The organism is Streptomyces sp. NPDC006435, assembly GCF_040612315.1.
Taxonomy (GTDB): domain Bacteria; phylum Actinomycetota; class Actinomycetes; order Streptomycetales; family Streptomycetaceae; genus Streptomyces.
This window is the reverse complement of sequence record NZ_JBEXPY010000004.1, coordinates 237,432-252,209: the sequence shown is the minus strand read 5'-3', so window position 1 is coordinate 252,209 and position 14,778 is coordinate 237,432. Positions and strand designations below refer to the sequence as shown.

The following is a 14,778-nucleotide window of genomic DNA, read 5'->3' as shown; positions in this document are numbered from 1 at the left end:
GCCCCGGAGAGGGGTCGCCTACCCTGAACGCGTTCACCCGCTTTTCGCCCATGAATTCTCCGTTCCGAGAGGAGCGCCCCGTGACGGTCGGCAGGCCCGAGTCCCGGATCGATACCAGCAAGCCCCATCCCGCGCGCGTCTACGACTGGCTTCTGGGCGGCAAGGACAACTACCCCGTCGACCAGGAGGTGGCGGAGAAGCTGCCCGCGGAGGCGCGGGGCAACGCGGCACGGAACCGGGCCTTCATGCACCGGGCCTCCGCCTGGCTGGCGCGGTCCGGGGTCGACCAGTTCCTCGACATCGGCACCGGCATCCCCACCGAGCCCAATCTGCACCAGGTCGTCCAGGCCGTCGTGCCGAGCGCCCGGATCGTCTACGCGGACAACGACCCGATCGTCCTGCGCCACGCGGAGGCGCTGCTGGTCAGCACCGCCGAGGGTGCCACCGACTACATCCACGCGGATGTGCGGCGGCCGGAGACGATCCTCGAACGCGCCGCCGAACTGCTGGACTTCGACCGGCCGATCGCGCTGTCCCTGATCGCGCTGCTGCACTTCCTGCCGGACGACCAGGACCCGTACGGCATCACCCGCACCCTGGTCGACGCGCTGCCGTCGGGCAGCTTCCTGGTGCTCTCGCACGGTACGGCCGATCAGCACCCGGAGTTGAGGGAGAAGACCGAGTCCGCGTACCGGAAGGGGGCGATCCCGTTGCGGATGCGCACCCGGGGCGAGGTCGAGCCCTTCTTCGAGGGACTGGACCTCGTCGAGCCGGGCCTGGTCTTCGCCACGGAGTGGTACCGGCAGGCGCCCGCCCCGGTCCAGGAACGCAGCGGTTTCCACGTGGGTGTCGGCCGGGTGCGCTGAGCCGCGGGGGAACGCGTCCGGGGCGACGGGGGACGGGTTCCGGGTGACGGGCTCCGCACGGTGGTGTGTCCGGGGTCGACGAGTGCCGTGCGGTGCGGCGGTCCCGCCTTCGGGGGCGTGCGGGCGAGAAGGTGGACCGATGAGCGATCTGCGCGATGTCCTGGAGAAGCACACCGGCCCCGGCGCGGCGCCCGGAGCCGTCGCCCTGGTGGCCCGCGGCGACCGGGCGGCCGAGGTGGTGGCGGTCGGCACCGCGGACGTGGCCGGCGGGACCCCGATAGACCGGGACTCGATCTTCCGCATCGCGTCGATGACCAAGCCGATCGTCGCCGCGGCCGCCATGATGCTGGTCGACGACGGCCGGATGGCGCTGGACGACCCGGTCGGGACGTGGCTGCCGGAGTGGGCGGCGCCGAAGGTGCTCCGTACGCCGGCCTCCCCGGTCGACGACGTGGTTCCGGCGGTCAGGGCCGTCACCGTGGAGGACCTGCTCACCTTCCGGGCCGGGATCGGCTTCCCGGACGACTTCTCGCTGCCGGGGGTCGCGCCGCTGTTCGACGAGCTGAAGCAGGGTCCGCCGGAGCCGCAGTCCGTCCCCGGCCCGGACGAGTGGATGGCCGTCCTCTCCCGTATTCCGCTGCTCCACCAGCCGGGCGAGGGCTGGCTGTACAACACCTGCTCCGACATTCTCGGGGTGCTGATCGCCCGGGTCTCGGGCCGGTCGTTGCCCGACTTCCTGGCGGAGCGGCTGTTCGAGCCGCTGGGCATGGCGGACACCGGGTTCGCGGTCCCGGCCGACAGGATCGACCGGTTCACCGGTTGCTACCGGGCCGACCCGGAGGGCGGCGGTCTGCAGCTCTTCGACGCCCCCGACGGGCAGTGGAGCCGGCTGCCCGCGTTCCCGTCCGGGGCCGGCGGGCTGGTCTCGACCGCGGGCGACTGGTACGCCTTCGCCCGGATACTGATCGCGGACGGGATCGTGGAGGGGCGCACGGACGGGGACGCGGGCGGGAGCGCGGGCAGGGGTGCCGGCGGGCGCCGTCTGCTGTCCGCCGATTCGGTGCGGCGGATGACCACCGACCATCTGACCCGGGCGCAGCGCGACGGCGGCAGGCTGTTCCTGGGAGGGCAGGGCTGGGGCTACGGAGGCTCGGTCGACATCGCGGCCGTCGAATCGTGGAACGTCCCCGGGCGCTACGGCTGGGTGGGCGGCACCGGGACGGCGGGGTACCTCGTGCCCGCCACCGGGACCGTCACCGTCCTGCTGACCCAGCTCGCGGTGACCGGACCGGCCGCGGGCTCGTTCATGCAGGACTTCTGGCGGTACGCGGCCGAGGTCTGAGCCGGGAGGTCCGGGGCCGAGGGGCCGGAGGCCCGAAAGGGCCGGGGAGGAGAGAGGGCGTCAGCGCAGCGGCTTGGCGTAGCAGCGGCTGCTCCCGTACGTGCGGTAGTGGCCGAACTTCTCGCACGCGCCGTACCCGCTGGACGTGTACAGCGCGATCGCCTCGGGCTGCTGGTCCCCGGTCTCCAGCACCATGCGGGTGCGGCCCGCCGCCCGCGCGTCGTCCTCCAGGGCGGCCAGGATGCGGCGGGCCAGCCCGTTGCCACGGCCCTCGGGGATCACGAACATCCGCTTGAGCTCGGCGTCGCCGTCCGAGTAGCCCAGGTCGTTGTGGTCCTGGGCGCGCCAGCCGCCGGTGGCGACAGGGCGGTCCCGCTCGTCGTAGGCGATGAGGTACAGGCCGTTCGGCGGCCGGAACATCGATGCGTCGAGCGGTGTGACGTCGCCCTCGTCGCCGTACCGCTCGGCGTATTCGAGCTGCACCTGGTCATTGAGTTTGACGGCGTCCGGGTGGTCGAAGGGCCGAGGGTGAATATTCATACGTTGAATGGTACATGTATGCGAGCGGTCGATGTCGGTATCGTGCCGGAATGCTCACTGTCACCACGGTCAACGGATGCTGTATCCGGACCCCGGTGCATGGACTGAGCAGCCGGATATGAACCGACCGCTGTAGTAGGAGCATGTTTTGTACACAGTGACCACGGTCAATGTAAACGGGCTCCGTGCCGCCGCCAAGAAGGGCTTCGTCGAGTGGCTGGCCCGTACCGAAGCCGATGTGATCTGCCTGCAGGAGGTGCGGGCCGAGCCGCAGCAGCTCCCCGACGAGGTGCGCGACCCCGAGGGCTGGCACACCGTGCACGCACCGGCCGCCGCCAAGGGGCGGGCCGGTGTCTCCCTCTACACGCGACGGGCGCCCGAGCGGGTGCAGGTCGGGTTCGGCGGCTTCGGGATCGCCGGGAGCGAGGAGTTCGACACGAGCGGCCGTTACGTCGAGGTCGACCTGCCCGGCGTCACGGTCGCGAGCCTCTATCTGCCCTCCGGGGAGGTCGGCACGGAGAAGCAGGAGGAGAAGGAACGGTTCATGGCCGCGTTCCTGCCCTACCTGAAGGGGCTGAAGGAGCGTGCCGCCGCCGACGGGCGCGAGGTGGTCGTCTGCGGCGACTGGAACATCGCCCACAAGGAGGCCGACCTGAAGAACTGGAAGGCCAACAAGAAGAGCTCCGGCTTCCTCCCCGAGGAGCGGGAGTGGCTGACCCGGGTCCTCGACGAGGCCGGGTACGCCGACGTCGTACGGGAGCTGCACCCCGACGTGGAGGGGCCGTACTCCTGGTGGTCCTACCGGGGACGCGCCTTCGACAACGACACGGGCTGGCGGATCGACTACCAGATGGCCACGCCGGGGCTGGCCGCCCGCGCGGTGAAGGGCCTGGTCGAGCGGGCCGCCACGCACGGCGAGCGGTGGAGCGACCACGCGCCGGTGACGGTGGTGTTCGAGCACTGACCCCGGGCCCGCCCGGGTCCGGGCGCCGACCCAGGGGCGGCTCGGGCCCGAGCGCCGGCCCGGGTCCGTCCGGCCGCGGCGTCCCGCGCGCACTTCGACCGGAGCGCGCGCGGGACGCCGTTTCCTGTCCGGTCGACCGGTCCGTCCTGCCCTCCGGCACCGGGTTCCGGCACCGGGAACCCCGTGTGCAGGAAGGGCCGTACTGCCGGCGAAGGAGCCTGCCGTGTGCGCCCGGGGCGACGACAGGACGTCCGCCACCGCCCGGGGCCGGACGCCGGCCCGTGCGACACGCCGGGAGAGGGCGGCGAATACGGGATCGACGGCGTCGAGGAACCGAGCGCGCCGTATTGCTGCTGGGCGTCGTTCAACCTCTCCGTGGGGCCGAAGGCGCGCATCCGGGCCCCGGTGACGAGTTCGACGACTGGTCCGGGTGCTTCATTCCCGGCGAGCAGGTCTCGAAGCTCCGGGAAGCGTTCGGGAAACCGGAGTCGGCGTCGAGGGCCGACAAGAAGGGCGGATACGACAAGGACGCCGTGATCGCGGCCCATCAATGCCTGGAGGGCCTCATGAGCGGCTTCGGTCCGGTTCCTCTGCCCGCCCGCGACCCCGCCAAGTGGGAGGAGGAGAGCGGCAAATGGCGGCCGACGGATTTGCGGAGCCGCCCCGGGTGCCGTTGCCCCGGTCCGGGCCGGGGACTTCGAACGGTGGATCGTGCGAACAATAGATCGTGCGAACTGGAGGGCGTACGGGACGGTTTGATCAGGGCAGTATTCCGGTGTGCGATCAAGATCGAGGACGGGGGCCGGTGGCCCGGACCCCGTGGTGAGGGGCGCGGCCCCGGAGGAGCCGGACGCGACCCTCAGAGGGCGGGAGGCTGCGGCTGCTCCCCGGTGTTCTCCGGGCCTTCCGGGTTCTCCCGGTTCTCCCGGCGCAGTCGCCGGTCCAGCGCCATGGACAGTTCGGCGTCCATCACCGCCCGTGCCAGCGGCCGGAGTTGGGGCGGTTCGGCCTCGTCGCTGTGTTCCCGCAGGACGCTCACGAAGAGTTCCGCGAGCGCGTCCGCGTGCTCGCGGACCCGGCGCCCCGTCGAGAGCACCGTGGCGAGCGGTACGCCCTCCCGCACCAGCTCGGACGACACGTCCAGCAGGCGGCGGCTGATGTGGACGATCTCGTCGCCGTCGGTGGCGAGGTAGCCGAGGTCGAGGGCGGTGGCGAGGTTCTCGGTACTGGTCTCGCCCTGGAAGTAGTCCGCGAGCTGTTCGGGGGTGAGGCGGACCGGCGTCTCCTCGGTCGGCTCGCCCAGGCCCAGCACCTCGGCGACGTCCCGGCCGCTCTCGAAGGTGCGGGCCAGGTCGGCGATCCCGGTGAGGGTGTGGCCGCGTTCCAGCAGGCCCGTGATGGTGCGCAGCCGGGCCAGGTGGTGGTCGTCGTACCAGGCGATGCGCCCCTCCCTGCGGGGCGGCGAGATCAGTCCGCGCTCCCGGTAGAAACGCACGGTCCGCACGGGGATGCCGGCTTCCTTGGCCAGCTCCTCCATGCGGTATTCACGGTGCTCGCGTCCTTCAGCCACAGCCGAACCCTATGTTGTACCGCCGGTAACTTTCCCGCGCCGTACCCCTACCCATCGGTACGGAGCTGTTCTACTCTCCCAACAATGCCAGTGATTGCTGGCAGAGTCGTGTGACGTACCGCGGGAGGCGGCATCATGGCCCAGCACGAGCACGTACGGGTGGCGGTGATCGGATCCGGATTCGGGGGCCTCGGGGCCGCGGTCCGGCTGCGCCGCGAAGGCATGACCGACTTCGTCGTCCTGGAGCGGGCGGACTCCGTCGGCGGCACCTGGCGCGACAACAGCTATCCCGGCTGCGCCTGCGACGTACCGTCCCACCTCTACTCGTTCTCGTTCGCGCCCAACCCCGAGTGGCCGCGCACCTTCTCCGGGCAGAAGCACATCCGTGCCTACCTGGAGCACGTCGCGGACACCTTCGGGCTGCGCCCGCACCTCAGGTTCAACCATGAAGTAACGATCATGCGCTGGGACCGCGACGAGCTGCACTGGGTCATCGAGACGGCGAACGGGGCCACGATCACCGCCGATCTCGTCGTCTCCGCGAGCGGTCCGCTCTCCGACCCGAAGACGCCGGACATCCCCGGTCTCGCCGACTTCCCCGGCAAGGTCTTCCACTCGGCCCGCTGGGACCACGACGCCGACCTGGCGGGCAAGCGCGTCGCGATGGTCGGCACGGGCGCCTCCGCCATCCAGATCGTGCCCGCGATCCAGCCCGAGGTCGGCAGGCTGACGCTCTTCCAGCGCACCCCGCCCTGGGTCATGCCGCGCATGGACCGGAAGATCAGCGGCGCCGAGCGCTGGCTGCACCGCGCGGTCCCCGCCACCGGTACCGCCCGCCGCGGACTGCTCTGGGGCATACGGGAGTTGCAGGTCAGCGCCTTCACCAAGCACCCCGGCGAGCTGGGCCTGGTCGAGAAAATAGCCAAGGCCAACATGGCGCGGTCCATCAAGGACCCGGCGCTGCGCGCCAAGCTGACCCCCTCGTACCGCATCGGCTGCAAGCGCATCCTGCTCTCCAACACGTACTATCCGGCGCTCGCGCAGCCCAACGTGGACGTGGTCGCCTCCGGCCTGGCCGAGGTACGGGGTTCCACCGTCGTCGCATCGGACGGTACGGAGGCCGAGGTCGACGCGATCGTCTTCGGCACCGGCTTCCACGTCACCGACATGCCGATCGCCGAGCGGGTGGTGGGCGCGGACGGCATCACGCTCGCCGAGTCCTGGAAGGGCGGCGTGCAGTCGCTGCGCGGGGCGACCGTCTCGGGCTTCCCCAACTGGATGACGATCATCGGCCCCAACACCGGGCTCGGGAACTCCTCGATGATCCTGATGATCGAGTCCCAGCTGAACTACATGGCCGACTACCTGCGCCAGCTGAACGTGCTGGGCGGACGCGTCGCCCTCGACGCGCGGCCCTCGGCGCTCGGGGTGTGGAACCGCCGGGTCCAGGAACGGATGAAGCGCACGGTGTGGAACACCGGCGGCTGCAACAGCTGGTACCTGGACGCCGACGGGCGCAACACCACGGTCTGGCCGGGCACCACCGCCGAGTTCCGCAAGCTGACGCGTTCGGTGGACCTCTCGGAGTACGAGGTCGTACGGGCGCCGAAGCAGCCGGCCGAGCCGACCGTCGGGCGGCAGCACGACGCGCAGAAGCAGGCCGCGGGGAAGCCCATCGGGAAGGCTGCCGAAAAGGCCGCGGACGAGGCCACGGGCAAGTCCGCGGGCAAGGCCGTTGCCGAGGAGGTCGCGGGATGAGCCGATTGCTGCGACGCGACGACGCGCCGCCGGTGCCCGCGCGCGAGCTCACCGTCCGTTCCGCCGACGGTGCCCGCATCCACGTCGAGGTGCACGGCCCGGACGGGGCCCCCGCAGTGGTCCTCGCGCACGGCTGGACGTGCAGCACCCGCTTCTGGGACGCGCAGACCAGGGCCCTCGCGGCGGACCACCGGGTCGTCGTCTACGACCAGCGGGGCCACGGCGGTTCGCCGGCCGTCGACCGCGGCGGATACGGCACCGACGCCCTCGCCGACGACCTCGAAGCGGTACTGGCCGCCACCCTCGCACCGGGGGAGAAGGCCGTGCTCGCCGGGCACTCCATGGGCGGCATGACGATCATGGCCGCCGCGCGGCGCGCCGGACTGCGCGAGCACGCCGCCGCCGTGCTGCTGTGCAGCACCGGGAGTTCGCGGCTGGCCGCGGAGTCGGTCGTGGTGCCGATGCGGGCCGGGGCGGTACGGACCCGGCTGCACCGCGCGATCCTCGTGGCGTCGGCCCCGCTGGGACCGGTCACTCCGATTACCCGGCGGGTGCTCAAGTACGCCACGATGGGAGCGGGATCGGCCCCGGAGCGCGTGGAGACCTGCGCCCGGATCGTGCACGCGTGCCCGAGGAAGGCCAGGGCCGCCTGGGGACACGTGCTCGCGGACCTCGATCTCGACGCGGGCGTACGGGAGTTGCGGGTGCCCGCGGCGGTGATCGCGGGCACCGCGGACCGGCTGACACCGCTCGGGCACGCGCGGGCGATCGCGGCGGCGCTGCCCGAGGGCCTGGGGCTCACGGAGCTGACGGGGATGGGACACATGACGCCGGTGGAGGCGCCGGAGGCGGTCACGGAGCGGATCCGGGAACTCGTCGCCGTGTACCTCCCGGCGGGCGGGACGACAGCAACGGACACCGCGCACCCGGGCGCGGGCACGAGCGCGGACACGGACGGCACGGCCGAGAAGGAGGAGGTCGCATGAGCGGCAGGCGGAGTCTCGAAGGACAGGTCGTCGTCGTCACGGGCGCGGCGCGCGGCGTGGGCGAGCTGCTGGCCCGCAAGCTCTCGGCGCGCGGGGCGAAGCTCGCACTGGTGGGCCTGGAGCCGGATGAGCTGAAGAAGGTCTCCGAGCGGCTGCACGCGGAGAGCGACCACTGGTTCGCGGATGTCACCGACCACGAGGCGATGGCACGCGTCGCCCAGGAGGTGAAGGAGCGGTTCGGGAAGATCGACGTCGTCGTCGCCAACGCCGGTGTCGCGTCGGGCGGTCCGTTCGTCGACTCGGACCCCGACGCGTGGCGGCGGGTCATCGAGGTCAACCTGATCGGCGGCGCGGTGACGGGGCGGGCGTTCCTGCCGGTGCTGATGGAGAGCCGCGGGTACTTCCTCCAGATCGCCTCGCTCGCCGCGATGACCCCGGCGCCGATGATGACCGCGTACTGCGCGTCCAAATCGGGCGTGGAGGCGTTCGCCCACAGCCTGCGGGCCGAGGTCGGCTACCGCGGGGTGAAGGTCGGGGTCGGCTACCTCTCCTGGACCGACACAGACATGGTGCGGGGCGCGGACCAGGACGACGTGATGCGGGAGTTGCGGCAGCGGCTGCCCTGGCCGGCGAACCGCACCTATCCGCTGGGCCCCGCGGTCGACCGGATCGTGGCAGGCATCGAGCGCCGCTCCCCGCACGTGTACGCGCAGTGGTGGCTGCGCGGGATGCAGTCCGTGCGGGGCTACCTGCCCTCGGTGATAGGCGTCGTCGGCCAGCGGGAGGTCCGCAAGTTCGGGTCGCGGCTGGACGGCGTGAGCAAGGGGCTGGTGGGCGCCGGGGGTGCGGCGGACCAGGACGCGAGGGCGGCGCGCACGCAGAGTGACTGATCGACATGCGGTGGGTGCGGGGGGCTGCGACGCTGGACGAGGTCCTCACGGACCGTCCCCCACGCACCCACGAGGAGTGAACGGCATGGGCATCGCAGACCAGTTCAAGGACAAGGCGCAGCAGCTCGCCGACGAGGCGAAGCGGAAGACGGACGAGGGCCGGAAGGAGGGCCGCGAGCGGACGCAGGACGCGTCCGGGCGGGCCTCGGAGGTGTCGCGGCAGGGCCGTGACACGGCCCGGGACGCCGCGGACGACATCCGCGAGCGCCGCGACCGCTGACGCCGTTCCTGTCCTGATCGTCGGCGTGCCCGGTGACCACTGACGTCGTTCCGTGGTCGTCGTCCGTCGCTCCGTCGAGCCGAAGGGTGTGTCCGGGAGACCGGGCGCGCCCTTTCGGCATGCGTACGACAGGGCAGGGCGCGCCCCGTTTCCCTGCCTCCCCGTTTCCCGACTCCCGGCTTCCCCGACTCTTCGCTTCCCTGCTTCCCGCCCCCCCGCTTCCCGGGTCAGCCGGTGAAGCACTCGGGGCGGCTGCCCGGCACCTCCAGGCAGATCCGGGTGCCCGCGCCGCTGTCGCCCGCCGCCATCGGGGTGGCCAGGTACTGCCTGGTGCCATGGCCTCCCGCGGCCGTGGCCGTGACCTGCTGGGTGCGCCCGGTCGGCAGGGACAGCTCGACCCGGTCGCCCGGCCGCAGCCCCGTGGTGCGCACCCACAGGGTGCGGCACAGCGCGGCGTGGCGGAGTTCCAGGCGCCGCCCGCCGGACGCGATGTGGGTGGCGAGGGTGGTGATCATCCCGGCCCCGCCGCAACCCATGGCCACCGGGTTCCTGCCCTCGCAGCCGTCTGCCCTGCACCCGGGGTTGCGCACGGGCGGCTCCGTGACGGCCTGGGGCCGCCCGGCGCCCGGTTCCCCGCCGGGGCGGGCGGTCCCGGCGCCGAGGAGCGCGGTCCCGGCCAGCCCGGCCACCACCACTCCGACGACGGCCGCGGCCACCGTCCACCGCCGCACGCCCGCGCGGGTGGCGGAGGCGGACGGGGTGGCGGCGAGACGTTCCGGTCCGGCCCCCGCCGGTTCGTCCGGGGCCTTCGGCGCGGACACGGGCCGCGCCCGGCCGCTCCACTCGGCGTCCGCCAGTTCCCAGAGCGCCAGCAGCCGGCCGGACGGCGTCCCGGTGAGCGCGCACAGCGCCTCGACGGCCTGGCGGGGTGCGGGCTTCTTCCCGTTGAGGTACCGCTCCCAGGACGACTTGCTGTACGGGGTACGGGCCGCCAGCGCGGCCAGGCTCAGCCCGGACCGCTCCTTGACGCCCCGCAGCTCCTCCGCCAGTTGACCGCCCACGGTGGAAGCAGTCATCTGCGCAGCTCCCTCCAGGTGTCCGGGCCGATGATGCCGTCGACGACCAGGTGGCGGGCCTGCTGGAACTTCTTCGCGGCCCCCTTGGTCCGTTCGTCGTACAGCCCGTCGAAGACGCCGGGGTCGAAGCCCTTCTCGCGCAGCAGGCACTGGGCCTCCACCACGTCGAAACCGGTGCTGTTGATGTCGAGCAGCATCTCGCGGGTGTCGCTGTGCCCCGCCCGGAGCCTGCCGTCCTTCCGCTGCACCGCGCATTCGTAGGTCTGGCCGCGCAGGTACCCGGTTCCGGCCGCCACGGGGCCGGTCTTCTTCGCCGGGGCGTCGTCGTCCCACGCCCGCGCCGTCAGCAGCCCGGCCCCGAAGGACACGGCGACGGCCAGTACCACCGCGACGACCAGCCACCCCAACGGCACGGTGCGGCCCGGCCGTCGGGATTCCGGCTGCCGGGTCTCCGGCGTCGGCTCCGGCTCCGGACCCGGCTCGGGAGCAGCGGACGGGGCCGTCGTCCGTTCCCGCCCCCGTTCCTGCTCGGGCTTCGGTTCCGTCCCCGTCCCCGGCTCCGGTTCCGGTTCCGTCTCCCGGGCGGGGTCGAGAGGCCGCGCCGGCTCCGGGGACGCCGACGAGGGTTCGTCCGTACGCCCGGTCGCGGCCGTCCTGGGGCGGGACCGCTCGGCGACGTCGTACAGCACGAGGAGGCGCGTCGGCTCCGTGCCGCAGACCCGGGCCAGTTCCTCGACGGCCTTGCGCGGTACGGGCTTCTTCCCGTTCAGGTACCGCTCCCACGAGGAACGGCTGTAACTGGTCCGGCCCGCCAGCGAGGCGAGGCTCAGGTCACTGTGGTCCTTCAGCCTGCGCAGTTGGACGAGCAGTTGGCGTTCGCTGCTGGATATCTCTGCGGGCAGCTCTTTCCATCGCGGCATGCGGCTTCCCCCCGATGCTTTCCGGCCGATGCCATAAATAGTGAGGCATCGGGGCCACCCAGAAGAAGTCGTGGCGTGTCGGCCACGGGCCATCGTCCCACGAATGCACCTTGGGAAGACACATCCCAGCAGGTCAGAGCATGAAACGTCCCACGCCGGCCCAGATCGTCCGGCGGGTCTGGTCGTGCGGAAGTTGGCGCATCAGAGTTGTTGCCGAGCCCGGGTCCGGGCTGCTGCCGGAGGCCGGTGCGAAGAAGGACGGGGGTCTACTTCGTACCGGCCGGACGGCAGGGGCGCGTGGGGCGGGCAGGACAGGTGCGACTCGCAGGACGCGCGGGGCGGGCGGGAGCGCCGTCAGCGGTGCCGGGCGTTGATGATCAGGGCCCTGAACACTGCCGACGGGCTCAGGAAGCGCAGCGGACCGATCAGGCGGGCCGCGAACAGGTACATGTGCCGGGCCATCGACACGTCGCGCGCAGCCGCCGAGAACATCAGCCGTTCCATGGGGTTGAACGGGCGGGACCTGGCGTAGTCGACGGCCAGGCGCTGGTGGCCGCTCAGCCGGCGCCGGTGGGTGCGGGCGTACGCCGCGAGAGATCCGTCGAGGTCGCCGCCCCGTCCGGCCGCGGCCGGGGCGACCGCCTCCGCCAGCCACTTCGCGGACTGCAGGGCCCATCCGCACCCCACGCCCCACAGGGGATCGCCGGTCAGGGCGGCGTCGCCGATGAGCGCGATGCCCGGGGCGGTCGGTCTGCGGCTGTGGAGCGGGTAGTCGACCGTGCCGATGAACTTCGTGATGCGCTCGGCGGAGTCGACGGGCGGTGCCTCGGGCAGGGCACGGACGAAGTCGAGGAAGCTGCCCTCCGGGTCCGCCCTGAAGGCCGGCAGCCGCTTCTTGTCCGGGAGCACGGCGAGGACCGTCACCCCGTCGTCGTTCGGGAACGCGTACGCCATGTCGGGTTCGAGGAACCAGGTCTGCCCGATCCCGCCGTGCAGCGGCAGGCCGCGGAAGTGCGCGAGGTAGCCGAACCGCGCGTTCTCGTACTGCTCGGCGGGCATCCCGGCGAACTTCGCCACGGCCGAGTCCTTGCCGTCGGCGCCGATCACCAGCCGGGCCCGGATCTCGCGCTCGCCCTGCGGCGTCGCCGCCCGTACCCCCACGGTCCGCCCGGCCTCCCGGACCAGCCCGGTCACGCGGTGGCCGGTGAGCAGTTCGACGCCGGGGGTCTTTGCCGCACGGGCCCTGATCAACGGGTCGAGGGTGCTGCGCCGCACGTTGTACCCGTGCGGCAACTCGGGGCCCGGGTGCGCGGCGTTCGGCTCGATCCAGCCCCAACGGGTGTACCAGCGGGCGTCGTTGCGGACGGCACCCGCCTTTTCGAGATCGGGTACGAGGCCGAGCTCGTCCAGCACCGGGTGGGCGTTGGCCGTGATGGAGTGGGTGCACAGCACCTTGTACGCCTCGGGGTCCGAGCGCCGCTCCAGCAGCGCGACGCGGACACCGCGCCGGGCGAGCAGGATCGCGGCGGCGCTGCCGGCGAGGCCGGAGCCGCTGATGACGACGTCGTAGTCGTGCCCCGTGCCGCCGCGCCCCGTGGTCTCGCTCTTCGTCATGCGCCGATCGCCCCTTCGGTTCGTGCCGTTCGTGGCAGTGGTGCGGGAGTGGAGCGGGAGTGGTGCGGTGCCACTTCTGTCAGGCACATGCCGAAGTGTAGGGAGTCGACGGACCGGAGGAGCGGTGATCACACATCACGGAGGCCCGGAACCGAGCAGGGTGAAGGCCCCGTACGCCCCCGACGCGAGCGCCGCCGCGCCCACGACGGCCACCACCGGGACCGTCCGCCACCGGGCACCCGCCAGGGCCACCGCGGCGGGCAGCAGCAGCGGGAACGCGGGCATCATCAGCCGGGGCCTGGAGCCGAAGTAGCCGGACCCGATCAGCGAGATCACGACCACCAGGAGGCAGTAGACGATCACGGGCAGCGGCTGGCGCGGCCGTTGCCGTACGCACAGCCACACCACCCCGAAGAGGAGGGCGAAGGCCGCGCACAGGCCGAGCCCCGCGAAGACGTTGCGGCCGAACTGCTCGCCCACGAACGCGGCCAGCGCCGCCCCGCCGTCGATCCGGTTGTTCCAGCCCGCCTGGACGTCGAAGTACGCGAACGGACGCCCCTCGCGCACGGCCACGAAGACGGTGTACGCCAGCCAGCCCAGCGGGGCCAGGCATGCGCCCGCCACCATCCGCCGGTGCGCCCGCAGCGGCAGGCCCTCGCGCCGTGCGGTGATCAGCCGCCACAGCGCGGTGACGCCGATCGCCGCGATCAGCGCGACCGCGACCGGCCGGGTCAGCCCGGCGCCGACGCACAGCACCCCCGCCGTGATCCACCGGTCGGTCAGGACGGCGTACAGCGCCCAGGCCGCCAGTGCCGTGAACAGCGTCTCGGTGTACGCCATGGACTGCACGAACGCCGTCGGGTACACCCCCCACAGCACGGCCAGCAGCGTGCCCGCCCGCCGCCCGTACAGCCGCGTGCCCACGGCGAAGATGCCCCAGGCGGCGACGAGCGAGGCGAGCCACGACACCACCAGCCCCGCACCGGCCACGCCGAGCGGCGGCAACAGGGCGGCCAGCCCCCGCTCCAGCGCCGGCAGCAGCGGGAAGAAGGCCAGGTCCGAGTGGAGGGCGCCGTCCGGGAGCCGGATCTCGTACCCGTACCCGTGCTCGGCGATCCGCTGGTACCAGACGGAGTCCCAGCGCCCCGTGAGCCGGTGCATCCCGTCCTTGCCGGTGGCGGCGCCGCCGATCAGCAGGATCGCGACGCCGACGAACCGCACGGCGACATAGCCCAGCAGCGCGGGCGCGGCGGGGCGGAGCGAGACCGCCGACGGACCGGACACGGAATCCGACCGCGGGTCGGCAGCCCGGGGGAGGGGCACGTCCTTGATCTCGGGCATGCCGGAAGTATCGCGCGTCGACGCCCGCGCCCGCGCCTGCCCCCGTTCCCCGGGAAGCAGGCACGGGCTGTCCGTTCGTCCAGGGCGCCCGAGAGGGGCCGAAGCGTGCCTCCGTGGTCCCTGGGGGCGGTTCGGCGTGGGTGTCAGACCTGTCTGTCAGGCTCGGGGCATGGAGACGACCGTGCAGCTGACGATCGACTGTGCCGATCCGCAGAGGATGGTGGCGTTCTGGAGCGAGGCCCTGGGGTACGTGCCCGAGCCCCCGCCGGCCGGTCATGCCACGTGGCGTGAGTACTGGGCGGCCATGGGGGTGCCCGAGGAGGAACTGCCCGCAGGCGCGGGCGACATACCGGAGTCGATCATCGATCCCGCGGGGCGGGGGCCGCGGGTGTGGTTCCAGCAGGTTCCGGAGCCCAAGACCGTCAAGAACCGCATCCACTTCGACCTGAAGGTCGGCGGCGGGCGCGACGTCCCGTTGGAGGTCCGCACGCAGCGGGTCACCGCCGCGGTGGAGAGGCTGGTCGAGGCCGGGGCCGGGGTGGTTCGGATCGCGGACGAGCCGGACATGGGGCAGTACGCCGTCCTGCTCCAGGACCCGGAGGGCAACGAGTTCGACGTCGTCTAGGCGGTG

At 72.4% G+C, this 14,778-nt stretch carries 14 protein-coding genes; 8 read left to right on the top strand and 6 right to left on the bottom strand.

The window, feature by feature from the left end:
- The first annotated feature begins 80 nt into the window (after window positions 1-80).
- Window positions 81-866, top strand: coding sequence for an SAM-dependent methyltransferase (locus ABZZ04_RS07140; RefSeq protein ID WP_356931173.1), 786 nt, complete (start codon window positions 81-83; stop codon window positions 864-866).
- Between the two features lie 139 nt (window positions 867-1,005).
- Window positions 1,006-2,208, top strand: a complete 1,203-nt coding sequence (locus ABZZ04_RS07135) for a serine hydrolase domain-containing protein (protein WP_356931172.1) — start codon at window positions 1,006-1,008, stop codon at window positions 2,206-2,208.
- A 60-nt stretch (window positions 2,209-2,268) separates the two neighbouring features.
- Here ABZZ04_RS07135 and ABZZ04_RS07130 read toward each other — a convergent pair whose 3' ends face one another.
- A complete protein-coding gene (locus ABZZ04_RS07130) occupies window positions 2,269-2,748 on the bottom strand; it encodes a GNAT family N-acetyltransferase (RefSeq protein ID WP_356931171.1) in 480 nt (159 codons plus the stop codon).
- A gap of 148 nt (window positions 2,749-2,896) precedes the next feature.
- Between ABZZ04_RS07130 and ABZZ04_RS07125 the strand changes: the two genes are divergently transcribed.
- Window positions 2,897-3,712, top strand: a complete 816-nt coding sequence (locus ABZZ04_RS07125) for an exodeoxyribonuclease III (protein WP_356931170.1) — start codon at window positions 2,897-2,899, stop codon at window positions 3,710-3,712.
- Between the two features lie 859 nt (window positions 3,713-4,571).
- On the opposite strand, the gene ABZZ04_RS07120 is transcribed toward ABZZ04_RS07125, so the two are convergent.
- Window positions 4,572-5,249, bottom strand: coding sequence for a MerR family transcriptional regulator (locus ABZZ04_RS07120; protein WP_356931275.1), 678 nt, complete (start codon window positions 5,247-5,249; stop codon window positions 4,572-4,574).
- Window positions 5,250-5,417: 168 nt separating this feature from the next.
- Here ABZZ04_RS07120 and ABZZ04_RS07115 point away from each other — a divergent pair, with 168 nt between their 5' ends.
- From ABZZ04_RS07115 to ABZZ04_RS07100, 4 genes are all read left to right on the top strand, one after another.
- A complete protein-coding gene (locus ABZZ04_RS07115) occupies window positions 5,418-7,040 on the top strand; it encodes an NAD(P)/FAD-dependent oxidoreductase (RefSeq protein WP_356931169.1) in 1,623 nt (540 codons plus the stop codon).
- Window positions 7,037-8,026 (top strand): alpha/beta fold hydrolase, encoded by a 990-nt coding sequence (locus tag ABZZ04_RS07110; RefSeq protein ID WP_356931168.1) that lies wholly within the window; start codon window positions 7,037-7,039, stop codon window positions 8,024-8,026. The genes ABZZ04_RS07115 and ABZZ04_RS07110 overlap by 4 nt, the downstream gene beginning before the upstream one ends.
- A complete protein-coding gene (locus ABZZ04_RS07105) occupies window positions 8,023-8,916 on the top strand; it encodes an SDR family oxidoreductase (protein WP_356931167.1) in 894 nt (297 codons plus the stop codon). The genes ABZZ04_RS07110 and ABZZ04_RS07105 overlap by 4 nt, the downstream gene beginning before the upstream one ends.
- 85 nt (window positions 8,917-9,001) lie before the next feature.
- Window positions 9,002-9,196, top strand: coding sequence for a hypothetical protein (locus ABZZ04_RS07100; protein ID WP_356931166.1), 195 nt, complete (start codon window positions 9,002-9,004; stop codon window positions 9,194-9,196).
- A gap of 227 nt (window positions 9,197-9,423) precedes the next feature.
- Here ABZZ04_RS07100 and ABZZ04_RS07095 read toward each other — a convergent pair whose 3' ends face one another.
- From ABZZ04_RS07095 to ABZZ04_RS07080, 4 genes are all read right to left on the bottom strand, one after another.
- A complete protein-coding gene (locus tag ABZZ04_RS07095) occupies window positions 9,424-10,272 on the bottom strand; it encodes a helix-turn-helix domain-containing protein (protein WP_356931165.1) in 849 nt (282 codons plus the stop codon).
- Window positions 10,269-11,192: a helix-turn-helix domain-containing protein gene (locus ABZZ04_RS07090; protein WP_356931164.1), complete on the bottom strand. Its 924-nt coding sequence runs from the start codon at window positions 11,190-11,192 to the stop codon at window positions 10,269-10,271. Before ABZZ04_RS07090 ends, ABZZ04_RS07095 begins: the two co-directional genes overlap by 4 nt.
- A 354-nt stretch (window positions 11,193-11,546) precedes the next feature.
- Entirely contained in the window at window positions 11,547-12,806 is a 1,260-nt protein-coding gene (locus ABZZ04_RS07085; RefSeq protein ID WP_356931162.1) for an NAD(P)/FAD-dependent oxidoreductase, read from the bottom strand.
- Window positions 12,807-12,941: 135 nt separating this feature from the next.
- On the bottom strand, window positions 12,942-14,147 hold the full coding sequence (locus ABZZ04_RS07080) for a mannosyltransferase family protein (protein WP_356931161.1): 1,206 nt from the start codon (window positions 14,145-14,147) through the stop codon (window positions 12,942-12,944).
- Window positions 14,148-14,316: 169 nt separating this feature from the next.
- Here ABZZ04_RS07080 and ABZZ04_RS07075 point away from each other — a divergent pair, with 169 nt between their 5' ends.
- Entirely contained in the window at window positions 14,317-14,772 is a 456-nt protein-coding gene (locus ABZZ04_RS07075) for a VOC family protein (protein WP_356931160.1), read from the top strand.
- Window positions 14,773-14,778 lie beyond the last annotated feature (6 nt).

What these genes read in the sequence shown, in the direction of transcription:
- ABZZ04_RS07120 (WP_356931275.1), bottom strand. Translation starts at nt 5,249, where the DNA reads ATGGAGGAGCTGGCCAAGGAAGCCGGCATCCCCGTGCGGACCGTGCGT.
- ABZZ04_RS07105 (WP_356931167.1), top strand. Translation starts at nt 8,023, where the DNA reads ATGAGCGGCAGGCGGAGTCTCGAAGGACAGGTCGTCGTCGTCACGGGC.
- ABZZ04_RS07090 (WP_356931164.1), bottom strand. Translation starts at nt 11,192, where the DNA reads ATGCCGCGATGGAAAGAGCTGCCCGCAGAGATATCCAGCAGCGAACGC.
- ABZZ04_RS07130 (WP_356931171.1), bottom strand. Translation starts at nt 2,748, where the DNA reads ATGAATATTCACCCTCGGCCCTTCGACCACCCGGACGCCGTCAAACTC.
- ABZZ04_RS07080 (WP_356931161.1), bottom strand. Translation starts at nt 14,147, where the DNA reads ATGCCCGAGATCAAGGACGTGCCCCTCCCCCGGGCTGCCGACCCGCGG.
- ABZZ04_RS07110 (WP_356931168.1), top strand. Translation starts at nt 7,037, where the DNA reads ATGAGCCGATTGCTGCGACGCGACGACGCGCCGCCGGTGCCCGCGCGC.
- ABZZ04_RS07095 (WP_356931165.1), bottom strand. Translation starts at nt 10,272, where the DNA reads ATGACTGCTTCCACCGTGGGCGGTCAACTGGCGGAGGAGCTGCGGGGC.
- ABZZ04_RS07085 (WP_356931162.1), bottom strand. Translation starts at nt 12,806, where the DNA reads ATGACGAAGAGCGAGACCACGGGGCGCGGCGGCACGGGGCACGACTAC.
- ABZZ04_RS07115 (WP_356931169.1), top strand. Translation starts at nt 5,418, where the DNA reads ATGGCCCAGCACGAGCACGTACGGGTGGCGGTGATCGGATCCGGATTC.
- ABZZ04_RS07135 (WP_356931172.1), top strand. Translation starts at nt 1,006, where the DNA reads ATGAGCGATCTGCGCGATGTCCTGGAGAAGCACACCGGCCCCGGCGCG.
- ABZZ04_RS07100 (WP_356931166.1), top strand. Translation starts at nt 9,002, where the DNA reads ATGGGCATCGCAGACCAGTTCAAGGACAAGGCGCAGCAGCTCGCCGAC.
- ABZZ04_RS07075 (WP_356931160.1), top strand. Translation starts at nt 14,317, where the DNA reads ATGGAGACGACCGTGCAGCTGACGATCGACTGTGCCGATCCGCAGAGG.